Source organism: Microbacterium testaceum, assembly GCF_029761935.1.
Taxonomy (GTDB): Bacteria; Actinomycetota; Actinomycetes; order Actinomycetales; family Microbacteriaceae; genus Microbacterium; species Microbacterium testaceum_A.
In genome coordinates this window covers 2,776,931-2,787,983 of record NZ_CP121699.1, presented here as the reverse complement: position 1 = coordinate 2,787,983, position 11,053 = coordinate 2,776,931, and the positions used below count along the sequence as shown (strand labels likewise).

Genomic DNA, 11,053 nt, shown 5'->3' with positions numbered 1-11,053 from the left:
GGTATGCGGAGAACGCATGGCGGAGCCACCTTCGTCTGGGGGGACGCTCCGACCATAGGAAGCTCACCGTCCGCTCACATGAACGGCGAAGGGAACGAAGATGACCGGCAGGTGACTCGTCCGTCCACCCGCGTGTGCTACCCGCGCGCGGGGCGCGAGGGACGCTGTCGGCCCTACGCTGAACCTATGACCGATCGCCGTCTCGCCGTGCAGGCCTGGGAGAGCCTCTTCCGGGCCCAGCACGAGGTCTTCGAAGACATCCGGTCGGATTTCGACAGCACCGAGCTGACCCAGGCGGAGTACGACGTGCTGCTCACCGTCACGCGCGGCCCGCGCATGACGGCCCGCCTGCGCGACGTCACGGGCAACATGCTCATCAGCCAGCCGAGCGTGTCGCGCCTGGTCGAGCGCATGGTGTCACGGGGGCTGCTGACCAAATGCGCCGACCCCGAAGACGGCCGCGGCTCCCTCGTCACGGCCACCGAGAACGGCGCCGTGACGTTCCGCCGTATCGCCGCGGCGCACGGCCGGTCGATCGCCGAGCGCATGGCCCGGCTCGACGACGACGAACTCGCTCAGCTGCACTCCCTCACCGCGAAGCTGCGCGCGCAGGACTGATCGTCGGGTGCCCCTCAGCACTCGATGACGTTCACCGCGAGACCGCCCTCGCTGGTCTCCTTGTACTTCGTCGACATGTCGATCCCCGTCTGACGCATCGTCTCGACGACGGCGTCCAGCGAGACGTAGTGGGACCCGTCGCCGCGGAGAGCGAGCCGGGCCGCCGTCACCGCGGTCGATGCCGCGATCGCGTTCCGCTCGATGCAGGGGATCTGAACGAGCCCACCGACGGGGTCGCACGTGAGACCGAGGTGGTGTTCCATGGCGATTTCGGCGGCGTTCTCGATCTGCCGATTGGTCCCGCCCATGACCGCGGTCAGGCCGCCCGCCGCCATCGCGCACGCGGACCCGACCTCTGCCTGGCAACCGCCCTCGGCGCCGGAGATCGATGCATTCGCCTTGAAGAGCGAGCCGAGAGCCGTCGCGGTGAGGAGGAATCGGCGGATGCCGCGTCGGCGGTTCGCCTCGGCCACGTCGCCGTCGTCCCACTCCGCGACCTCGCCGCGCGTCACCGCGTGACCGTCGTAGCCGAGCAGGGCGCTTCCGACGAGCTCGCCGTAGGGCGTGACGGCGTTGCCGGCTCCGAGACCCGAGTCGGCCAGGAAGCGCCACCAGTACATGGCGACGGCGGGGAGGATCCCCGCTGCACCGTTGGTGGGAGCGGTGACGACACGACCGCCGGCGGCGTTCTCCTCGTTGACGGCGAGCGCGAACGCCCCGAGCCACTCACCCGGGAGCTCGCGGTGCCCCTCGGCCTCGATGGCATCCAGCTGCCCGCGGATGACCGCGGCCCGTCGCTTCACCTTCAGGATGCCGGGCAGCACGCCGTCGTTCTCGAGTCCGGCGTTCACGCACGCGGCCATGGCATCCCAGATGCGATCCAAGCCCGCCGCGATCTCTTCGTCGGAGCGCAGGGCCGCCTCGTTCACGCGTGCCGCCTCGGCGATCGTGATGCCGCGCTCGTCGCACAGCTCGATCAAGGTCGCGGCGTCATCGAAGTCGAGAGGAACCGGCGCCGCCGCCACGCGCGCGGGCTCGCCCTCTCGGCGGATGAATCCCCCGCCGATCGAGTAGAACGTGTCCTCCGCGATCACGGACCCCTCGTCGTCGCGCGCGACGAGCGTCATCGCGTTCGGGTGTCCGGGCAGGCGCGTGCGCGGCTCGAGCGCGATGTCGGCCTTCGCGAACGGGATCTCGTGTCGCCCCGCGAGAGCGAGGCTCCGCCCCTCGGGCCAGTCGGACCACGCCCGCCGCACGGCATCCGGATCCACGGTCTCGGGGTCGAGGCCCTGCAGGCCCGCCACGACCGCGTCGGGGGTGCCGTGGCCGATGCCGGTCGCTCCGAGGGAGCCGTACAGGGCGCACGAAACGGATGCCACCCGCTCGAGGACACCGTCGTCCTCGAGTCGCGCGACGAACTGAAGGGCGGCCTTCATGGGGCCGACGGTGTGGGAGCTCGAGGGTCCGATCCCGATGGAGAACAGCTCGAACGCGGAGGTGTATGCGCTCATCCCGCCAGCGTACGTCCCCACCCCGACGCGACACCCTCCCGTCACCGACGCGCCACGCCCGGGATGCACGCCGTTCCGAGCCGATTAGACGTCTCCCATCGTCCCGGCTATGCTGGACCACGGCCTGCGCGCCGTTTCGCGCGGAGGCCCTGCGCCCGTAGCTCAATGGATAGAGCATCTGACTACGGATCAGAAGGTTAGGGGTTCGAGTCCCTTCGGGCGCACACTGTGTTGAGACAGTAAGAAAAGCCCCGGCGTGAGGAAACTCCGCCGGGGCTTTTCTCTGCCCGAGTGCCGGTGATCGCAGCCGCAACCGGCTCGGAAGACGATGCACGCGATAGTCGAGGCTCAGCGCGCGGCGGACTTCTTCTTTTTTCCGCTCTTGCCCGCATCCGGTGCGTCGCTCGGCTCCTCCGCTTCGTCGGCGGCGGCCCGTTCCTTCGCCCGACGCTTCGCCTGCGAGGCGAGGCGGGCCAGATCGACCATGCGCAGGGCGTCCATCCGCGCCTTGCGCATCTGGGCGTACTCGGGATCGGCATCCGCCGTCATGCCCTCGACGTCGAGTCGTTGGCTGAGGTTCGCCTCGACATCGCCCCACGCCGCGATCCGCGCATCGCCGACCAGCACCTTGACCCGCTCGGGGTCGTCGGCGAGCGCGCGCAATTCCTTCGCGACGCCGCGGGACTGCTTCGCGCGACGGCGGAGGTTGCGCGTGTCGCGGTCGCGGTAGTCGTGGGTGCCGGACGAATCCGAGAACCGCCCCCACGCGCGTTTGCGCTGGTGCGTCACGCGCTCGGCCGCCTGGTCCTGCTCGTCGGCGAGGGAGCGCAGCGTCTCGCGCGCCAGCTCGGCGAAGACCTCGCCATCGAACTGGCCGCCGCGGGCGATCGTGTCGACGAGGATGCGGTTGCGCACGGCGAGCCGCGCCGCGGCTGTCGCGATCGACAGTCCCTCGGCGATGGCCTCTTTCGTGCGCCCCACGTGACCTCCCCGTCCAGGCTATCTCCCGGGGAGCGTCAATCGCTCAGGACAGCTTCGCGACGATCGCGTCGATACGGCGTGATCGAGTGTCGGTCGCCTTCGCCGCGTCGACGTTGGTCACGTGCGCCTTGCGCGCGCTCGGCGAGAGGGCGTCGAAGGCATCGCGCGCACCGGCCGCGGCGAGGGCTGCGGCAAGGTCCTCGGGCACCTCGACCGGGCGGGGCGCGGTGTCGAGGGTGAGGTCAACGGAGATGGCATCCCCTCCGGACAAACCGGTGCTCGCCCGTTTGTCGGACGAGAAGGGGATCAGCGACTTACCGCCCATCGAGCCGATCGTGCTGCGGTATGTGAAGCCGTTCACCTCGACGACCACCGCGGCGCGCTTTCCGCCCCCGAGGGCGTCGAGCACCTCGGCAGGGACCTCGATCCCGGTGTTGTTGCCCATCTGCGACAGGGTCGTATCGAAACGCATGGCGAGAGTGTGGCAGATGCGGGGATAGGTGAACAGCGCGGGAAATGCAATCCCCTCACACCCTCTGCCCGCGATCCGTATGGTCGGATCCGTTGCGGAGGGCCTCGGAGAGTACTCGGGGGCCTTCTGTCGTTTCCGGATGCATACCGGAAAAACACCGGCGAGCGCAAAGCCCAATCCGAATCGAGCATTGTCTCCGAAGATGTGGTGAAGCGACCGGACGGTCGCTGCCAACAATCTGGGAGGTTCATCATGAGCTCGTCACCCAACCGTCTCGTGGCCACCGTCTTCGGCGCTGTCTACCTTCTGGTCGGTCTGCTCGGCTTCGCCGTCACCGGCGGCGTCGGTTTCATCGCCACGCAGGGCGGTCTGCTCCTCGGCATCTTCGAGGTCAACCCGCTCCACAACATCGCGCACCTCCTGATCGGCGCCGCGCTGCTCGTCTCGGGTCTCGCCAACGCGCGTGCCGCCAAGGGCGTCAACACGACAGTCGGAGCCGTCTACCTGCTCCTCGGCATCGTGGGCTTCTTCCTCGTCGGCACGGGGGCCAACATCCTCGCGCTGAACACGCCCGACCACTTCCTGCACCTCGCCAGCGCCGTCGTGCTGCTGGGTGTCGGTCTCGGCACCGAGCGCAACGTCCCCCGCACCGCGGCGGTCTGACGATGACCGCCGCGACCTTCGTGCGGTCGTGGCCCTCCGTATCCGCCTGGGGGGCCGGCCTCACCACCGCCGCCCTCGGCGCGGGTGCGATCATCCGTCCCGATTCCGGGGCCGTCGCGAGCGGCCTCGGGATCGGGATGGTGATCCTCGGTCTCGCCTCACTCGCGTGGGGCGCGGCCACCCTGTCTACGGGACGACTCGTCGTTCCGCGGACGGCCCTCGCGGGAGCGCTCGGCGCCCTCGCCCTTACGGCAGCCCTGATGTTCGCCGCGCCCGCTCACACGAGCGTCGTCGGCGTCGCCGCGGCATCCCTCCTGCTCGTCGTCGTGGGCGCCTCGGCGGCCCTGCACCTGCGCCGCACCGCCCGGGATGCGAGTGCGCCGCGCACCGCTCAACCGATGAGCGTCGTCGGCCTGCTGGTGGCGGCCGCCGTCATCGCCGTCGTGGTCACCCCCGCTCTGGGAGCGACGCAGAACGCCGTCCTCCTCCGCGACGACGGAACGGTCCCCGTCATCTCGCACGAGGGACACTGATCCCGCCAGCGGAGCCCGCCCGCTCGGACGGTGGCACGCTGGAAGGGTGACGATCGACGCTTCGAGACCCGTGCCCGGCTGGATCCAGTCGCTGCGCGGGAAGATCCTCGTCGCCCTGGCGGGAGACCCCACCGGCATGGCGCCCTACGTGCGCGCCATCGCCGACGGCGACGACACCGGATACTTCGTCGAGAACGGCCCCGCGTGGACCGTGCACGCCGGAATGGGGACCCTGGTAGCCGGCATCCGGGCCCTGCTTCTGCAGGCACTGCACCCCGGCGCCCTAGCGGGCGTGCACGACTGGTCGCGGTATCGCGAGGATCCGATCGGGCGCCTCACCGGAACCGTCCGGTGGGTCATCACCCTGACGTACGGGTCGAAGGCGCAGGCGGATGCCGAAACGGCGCGCGTCGGCCGATTCCACCGACGCGTGAAGGGCGAGTACCGGGCCGGCGACGGTTCGGAACGCGCCTACACCGCTGAGGCGGCGGATCTCGTGCGATGGGTGCACCTCGCCTTCACCGACGCGTTCTTGGCGGGGCACGAGGTGTCGCGCCTGCCCATCCCCGGCGGGCCCGACGCGTACGTCGCCGACTGGGCGACGGCCGGCCGCCTCATGCGGGTCGTGGATCCGCCCCTGACCCGTGCCGCCCTGCGCGCCGAGATCGACGGCTTCGCCGACCGTGGCGAGTTGCGCGGCGACGAGCGCGTCGCCGACGTCGTGCGCTTCCTGCGCAAGCCGCCGTTCCCCGGCCTCATGGGCCTGTCGTACCGCGTGCTGTTCGCCGCGGCGGTGGCGACCATCCCCCGCCGGTATCGGAAGATGCTCGGCGTGCGGCGCTGGCCCCTCCCCGTCCTGACCCTGACGCGCGTGATCCTGCGGGTGACGGAACGGGCCCTCGGCTCCGGCCCGCGGGCCCAGGACATGGCGCGGCAGCGACTGGCGCGGTTGGAGCGTGAGGGGCGGGAGGCGGCGTGAGCGACGACGCCCGCCAGGCCGCCGAGCGCTACCGCCTGGACCGACAGCTCCGCGACGCCGGCCTCGAGCCGGAACCCGCCGAGCACAAGGCTCCCGCGCGGGGCTCGACCGCCGCGGAGCGTGCCGCTTTCGTCGAGACCTCGATCCAGCAGGCCATCCGACGTGGCGAGTTCGACAACCTTCCGGGCGCGGGCAAGCCTCTCCCCGATCTGGGCGGTTCGCACGACCCGGACTGGTGGATCCGTCGCAAGATCGAGACCGAGCAGCTGACCGGCCTGGGACCACCCGCTCTGACCCTGCGGGTCGAGCACGCCGAGATGGCCGAGCGGCTGGATGCCATCGCACACGAACCCGAGGTGCGCGAGGCGGTCGAAGACTTCAACCGCCGCGTGATCGAAGCGCGGCGGCAGCTCCAGGGCGGCCCGCCCGTCGTGACCCCGACGGTCGGCGTGGATGCCCAGGTGGCGGCGTGGATCGAGCGGCGGAGGGCACGTCTGGAAGCGGCCGCGGTGGCCGCGCCGGCGCGGCGTCGGCGGTGGTTCCGTCGGGGCTGACCGCGGGAGTGTCCCGCATGTCCGTCAGAGAGCCGCGAGCGCCTCGGCGCGCTGGATGAGCGCCCGCGCCCGGGCCAACGTGGGGGCGTACGACCCGTCGACCGGCCCCTCGGGCGTCGTGGAGAGCAGCACCCGGGCGGCTTCGACATCGGCGGGAGCGGGGGTGAAACCCGCGTGAGCGCCGGGGACGGCGGCATCCCGAAGAGCGAGCGTGCCGGTGAACCCCATCGCGACCGCGTGCACCGCGGCATCCTTCGCCTGCTCGATCGGCCCGCACGGGCCGTCGATCGGCCCGGCGATCCCCGCCGCGGCCGACGCCACCACGAGTTGCGCCCGCGGCCACGACAACGCGATGCGGTCGGCCGCCATGCCCGTGTCGCGCCGGAAGTCGCCGGTTCCGAAGGCCAGGCGACGAGTCGCGGGGTGGGCGGCGATGGCGGGCGCGGCCAGGAGCGCCGCGGCCGACTCGACCATCGCGACGATCGAGGTGCCGGAGGGGAGGGATGCCGCGACATGGGCCACGTCGTCGGGACCGTCGCACATGGCCAGCACGACACCGGCGAGGCGATCGTCGAGCTCTCGGCCGAGGGCGAGGTCGGCCTCTCCGTCGTGGGTTCCCGCCGCGCTGATACGCATCCAGACCGGCGCCTCGGCTGCCGCGCGGCGCACCCGCTCGCGGCCCTCGTCCTTCCGGCCGGCGGGGAGCCCGTCCTCGAGGTCGAGCACGAGCACGTCGGCCGCGGTCTCGAGCCCGCCCGCCAGCGGCGAGCGCAGCATCCAGGTGCGCGCGAGGTCGACACGCGCCGGGGCGGGGGCGGCCGAAGCCGCCCCCGCCGAGGTGTGGTGCGTCAGAGTCACGAGCGACCCCGCGCCGCGGCCTCCGCCTCGGCCTGAGCGCGGAAGGCGTCGAGCGACTGCGTGTCGACGGTGGCCGCGGGGCCCGCGCCGACCTCGGCGGACGCCTGCTCCTTGGCATCCGCCGCGGGAGTCGCCGAGTGGTCGTGACCGGTGAGGATCGTCTCGTCGAACGGGATGTTGCCGGCGAGCACCTCGCGGACGCGCTGACCGTCGTACTCCTTGGTCCAGACGCCGATGAGCATCGTGGCCACCGCGTTGCCCGTGAAGTTGGTGACGGCGCGGGCCTCGGACATGAAGCGGTCGATGCCGACGATCACACCGACACCGTCGACCAGGTCGGGGCGGTAGGCCGACAGACCACCGGCGAGGGTGGCGAGGCCGGCACCGGTGACACCGGCGGCGCCCTTCGACGCGATGATCATGAAGATCATGAGGCCGATCTGCTCACCGATCGACATGGGCGAGCCCATCGCGGTGGCGATGAAGAGCGAGGCCATCGTCAGGTAGATCGCGGTGCCGTCGAGGTTGAACGAGTAGCCCGTCGGGACCGTGATGCCGACGACCGGCTTCGAGACACCCAGGTGCTCCATCTTGGCGATGAGGCGGGGAAGAGCGGCCTCGGACGACGAGGTGCCCACGATCAGCAGGTACTCGCGGCCCAGGTACTTCATCAGCGTGAAGATGTTGACGCGCGTCACGACGTACAGGAGCGTGCCGAGCACCACCGCGATGAAGAGGAAGCAGGTGATGTAGAAGGCGCCCATCAGGATGCCGAGGCTGATCACGGCCTGGAAACCGGTCTTGCCGACGACCGCGGCGATGGCGCCGAAAGCACCGATCGGCGCGAGCCAGAGGATCATGCCGAGGATGCGGAAGACGAGCACCTGGAAGTTGCGGATGCCCTCGACCATGCGCGCCCCGCGCTCGCCCATGCCCTGCAGCGCGAAGCCGACGAGAAGGGCGATGAACAGCACCTGGAGGATGCTGCCGCCGGTGAACGCCGAGAAGAACGTGGTGGGGATGATGCCCAGGATGAACTCCTGGGTCGAGGTCGCCTCGGCGGCGGGTGCGTCGTACTGAGCGCCGGCGATGTTCAGGCCCTCGCCCGGGTGGATGATGTTGCCGACCACGAGGCCGATGATCAGGGCGAACGACGACATGACCAGGAAGTAGACCATCGCCAGGCCACCGATCTTGCCGACCGTGGAGGCCTTCGCGATCGAGCCGATGCCCACGACGATCGTGCAGAAGATGACCGGGGCGATCATCATCTTGATGAGGCTGACGAAGCCCTTCCCGATCGGCTCGAGGGCCGTGGCGAACTGCGGGGCGACGAGGCCCACGATGACACCGGCGACGACCGCGACGATGACGGAGATGTAGAGCCAGTGATTGCGGTCGATCTTCTTGCGAGGCCGGCCGTCGCGTGTGGTGCGGAGTGAGAGTGCCATGAGCGACTTCCCCTTTTCTAACGCCTTCGTTGAGTCCGGCGGGGGCGCCGGTTGATGTCATGACTTTGATCGACGCGGGACGTGCGGGCGATTTGTGGTCGTATTGTTCACGGCAAGCGCGACGAAGGGCGGGGTGATGAGACTGAGCGTGGGTGGACGCCTGGCGTTGGTGTCCCTCGGTGTCGTGATCCTGGTCGCCGGCGTCCTGGCGGCCTTGTTGTCGGTGCAGCTGAGCGACTCCGGCCAGCGCGAGGCCGAGAAGGTCACGCGTTCGGTGGCCGAGACGTTGGCGCACGAGCCCGACGTGGCCGCTCTCGTGGTGCAGCGCGACTCCGGTGCGCTGCAGCCGATGGTCGAGCAGATCCTCCCCGACGCCGACCTGTCGTTCGTCACGATCATGACCCCCGACGGCATCCGCCTCACCCACCGCAACCGGTCCGAGATCGGCGAGCAGTACATCGGTTCGCGGGCCGAGGCCCTCGCCGGCCAGACCTTCACCGAGGTCTACGAGGGCACTCTCGGTCCCTCGGTGCGCACCATCGTCCCCATCCTCGACGGCGGCGACGAGAACGGCGACATCGTGGGCCTCGTCGCCGTCGGCGTCACGCTCGGCGCCGTGCAGCAGGACCTCGCCGCTCGCGCACCGCTGATCGTGCTGGCATCCGCCGCCATCGTCGGGATGGGGGTGCTCGGCGCCCTCTACGTCCGCCGCAGTGCCCGACGCGTCACCGGGTCGTACACGCCCGCCGAACTGTCGCGCCTCGTCGAGAGCTACGAGACGGTGCTGCACTCCCTCCGCGAGGGTCTCGTGGTCACCGATCGCTCCGGACGCATCGTGCTGTACAACGACGAAGCCGCTGACCTTCTGGGCCTTCCACCCGCGTCCAGCGGGCAGGTCTCACTCGATCCGCGCGAGGTCGACATGGATGCCGGCCTCGCCGAGGCCATCGCGAGCGGTCGGCGCATGGTCGAGGAGACCGTCGTGAATGGAGAGCGGGTGCTGCTGGTCAACCAGGAGGAAGCGCGTGATCTCGCGGGGCGTCGAGCGCCCGAGCGCGGCCGGGTCATGACGCTGCGCGACCGCTCGGAGTTGCAGGCCCTGCTCGGCGAACTCGAGGGCGTCCGGACCCTCAGCGACACCCTCCGTTCCCAGACCCACGAGCACGGCAACCGGCTGCACGCCCTGCTGGCGCTGCTCGAACTCGGACGCATCGAAGAGGCCCGCCGTCTGATCGTGGCCTCGACCGGCGAACGGCAGGAGCTCGCCGATCGCCTCGTCTCGGACGATGACGACGCCGTGGTCGTCGCCCTCCTGCTCGGCAAGCTCGACGAGGCGTCCGAACGCGGAGTGCGCCTCGACCTCGACGTCGCCGAGCCCACGCCCGCACTCCCCCTCGCCGCGGCCGAGGCGGTCACCGTGGTGGGAAACCTCGTCGACAACGCTCTGGATGCCGCAGCGGCCGGCGCCGAACCCCGATGGGTGCGCGCGACCCTCCGCGAAGGCGGTGGCGACGTGGTGCTCGACGTCTCGGACAGCGGGGCCGGTTTCGACCCGTCGCTGCCCGACCCGTTCGCCTTCGGGGCGTCGACCAAGCCGGCGCACGCCCCCGGTGGCCGGGGCGTGGGCCTCGCCCTCGTGCGCGATATCGTCGCCGCCCACGGCGGAACCCTGCAGGTCGTGGCGGACCCCACGACCGTCCGCGTCTTCCTTCCCGCCGTCGCCCAGGCGGTGGTCTCGTGATCCGCGTGCTGGTCGTCGACGACGACGCCCTCGCCCTCGAGCTCCACAGCGCGTATGTCGAGCGGGTGCCGGGCTTCGAGGTCGCGGGGCAGGCCGCGGGGGCGCGCGCCGCGGTCACCGCGCTGGCCGATCCCGACCGGCGGATCGATCTCGTCCTGCTCGACATGACGATGCCGGACGGCTCGGGTCTCGACGTGGCACGCCGGCTGCGCGCCACCGGGTCGCGCGTCGACATCATCGCCGTGACGGCCGTGCGCGACGCCGCGACCGTGCGGGCGGCCGTGTCGATCGGGGTCGTGCAGTACCTGATCAAGCCGTTCGCGTTCGCGGCGTTCCGGGAGCGGCTGGAAGCGTACCGTTCCTACGTCGAGGGTCTGGACCGCGCGGCGGGTGACGCGACCCAGTCGGAGGTCGACGCCCTGCTCGGGTCGCTGCGCACCGTGACCGCTCCGGGGCTGCCGAAGGGCCTCAGCGACGAGACGCTGCAGGCCGTCGCCGAGCGGGTGCGCACCGCCGCGGGCGCGGTGTCGTCGACCGAGGTCGGTGAGAGCGAGGGCATGTCGCGCGTGACCGCCCGCCGCTATCTCGAGCACCTCGCCGACGTGGGTCGGGTCCGCCGTGTGCCGCGCTACGGCGGACAGGGCCGCCCCGAGATCACCTACGCCTGGGTGCGCGGCTGACGGTCCGGCGTC

12 protein-coding genes and 1 tRNA gene are annotated in these 11,053 nt (G+C 70.9%); 8 read left to right on the top strand and 5 right to left on the bottom strand.

Translation table 11 applies throughout. From position 1 onward, the window contains the following. Positions 1 to 186: 186 nt before the first annotated feature. A complete protein-coding gene (locus QBE02_RS13310; protein ID WP_268104753.1) occupies positions 187 to 618 on the top strand; it encodes a MarR family winged helix-turn-helix transcriptional regulator in 432 nt (143 codons plus the stop codon). A gap of 14 nt (positions 619 to 632) precedes the next feature. Here the strand turns inward: QBE02_RS13310 and QBE02_RS13305 are convergent, their stop codons facing one another. After that, positions 633 to 2,129, bottom strand: a complete 1,497-nt coding sequence (locus tag QBE02_RS13305; protein WP_279366159.1) for an L-serine ammonia-lyase, iron-sulfur-dependent, subunit alpha — start codon at positions 2,127 to 2,129, stop codon at positions 633 to 635. A gap of 151 nt (positions 2,130 to 2,280) precedes the next feature. On the opposite strand from QBE02_RS13305, the gene QBE02_RS13300 reads away from it, so the two are divergent. After that, positions 2,281 to 2,353, top strand: a tRNA-Arg gene (locus QBE02_RS13300). A gap of 124 nt (positions 2,354 to 2,477) precedes the next feature. On the opposite strand, the gene QBE02_RS13295 is transcribed toward QBE02_RS13300, so the two are convergent. Beyond that, positions 2,478 to 3,110 carry an asparagine synthase gene (locus QBE02_RS13295; RefSeq protein WP_268104754.1) on the bottom strand — a complete coding sequence of 211 codons (633 nt, stop codon included), beginning with the start codon at positions 3,108 to 3,110 and terminating at the stop codon, positions 2,478 to 2,480. Between the two features lie 43 nt (positions 3,111 to 3,153). Beyond that, a complete protein-coding gene (locus QBE02_RS13290) occupies positions 3,154 to 3,582 on the bottom strand; it encodes a YdeI/OmpD-associated family protein (RefSeq protein ID WP_279366158.1) in 429 nt (142 codons plus the stop codon). A 252-nt stretch (positions 3,583 to 3,834) separates the two neighbouring features. Between QBE02_RS13290 and QBE02_RS13285 the strand changes: the two genes are divergently transcribed. The 4 genes from QBE02_RS13285 to QBE02_RS13270 all read left to right on the top strand — a co-directional run bounded on the left by QBE02_RS13285 (position 3,835) and on the right by QBE02_RS13270 (position 6,311). Then, positions 3,835 to 4,245: a DUF4383 domain-containing protein gene (locus QBE02_RS13285; RefSeq protein WP_056224073.1), complete on the top strand. Its 411-nt coding sequence runs from the start codon at positions 3,835 to 3,837 to the stop codon at positions 4,243 to 4,245. A 2-nt stretch (positions 4,246 to 4,247) separates the two neighbouring features. Further along, positions 4,248 to 4,778: a hypothetical protein gene (locus QBE02_RS13280; RefSeq protein ID WP_279366157.1), complete on the top strand. Its 531-nt coding sequence runs from the start codon at positions 4,248 to 4,250 to the stop codon at positions 4,776 to 4,778. A gap of 136 nt (positions 4,779 to 4,914) precedes the next feature. Next, the gene (locus QBE02_RS13275; protein WP_431844598.1) at positions 4,915 to 5,757 is read left to right on the top strand and encodes an oxygenase MpaB family protein; all 843 of its coding nucleotides are present in this window, start codon (positions 4,915 to 4,917) and stop codon (positions 5,755 to 5,757) included. Continuing rightward, the gene (locus QBE02_RS13270; RefSeq protein WP_279366155.1) at positions 5,754 to 6,311 is read left to right on the top strand and encodes a DUF1992 domain-containing protein; all 558 of its coding nucleotides are present in this window, start codon (positions 5,754 to 5,756) and stop codon (positions 6,309 to 6,311) included. Before QBE02_RS13275 ends, QBE02_RS13270 begins: the two co-directional genes overlap by 4 nt. Before the next feature lie 24 nt (positions 6,312 to 6,335). Here the strand turns inward: QBE02_RS13270 and QBE02_RS13265 are convergent, their stop codons facing one another. Both QBE02_RS13265 and QBE02_RS13260 read right to left on the bottom strand, forming a co-directional pair. After that, positions 6,336 to 7,169: an HpcH/HpaI aldolase/citrate lyase family protein gene (locus QBE02_RS13265; protein WP_279366154.1), complete on the bottom strand. Its 834-nt coding sequence runs from the start codon at positions 7,167 to 7,169 to the stop codon at positions 6,336 to 6,338. Next, complete coding sequence (locus tag QBE02_RS13260; protein ID WP_279366153.1) at positions 7,166 to 8,620, bottom strand: cation:dicarboxylate symporter family transporter; 1,455 nt, start codon at positions 8,618 to 8,620, stop codon at positions 7,166 to 7,168. The genes QBE02_RS13265 and QBE02_RS13260 overlap by 4 nt, the downstream gene beginning before the upstream one ends. 136 nt (positions 8,621 to 8,756) lie before the next feature. Here QBE02_RS13260 and QBE02_RS13255 point away from each other — a divergent pair, with 136 nt between their 5' ends. Together QBE02_RS13255 and QBE02_RS13250 are read left to right on the top strand one after the other, a co-directional pair. Continuing rightward, on the top strand, positions 8,757 to 10,361 hold the full coding sequence (locus tag QBE02_RS13255; RefSeq protein WP_279366152.1) for an ATP-binding protein: 1,605 nt from the start codon (positions 8,757 to 8,759) through the stop codon (positions 10,359 to 10,361). Beyond that, positions 10,358 to 11,041, top strand: a complete 684-nt coding sequence (locus QBE02_RS13250) for a response regulator (RefSeq protein WP_279366151.1) — start codon at positions 10,358 to 10,360, stop codon at positions 11,039 to 11,041. Before QBE02_RS13255 ends, QBE02_RS13250 begins: the two co-directional genes overlap by 4 nt. Positions 11,042 to 11,053: the final 12 nt, after the last annotated feature.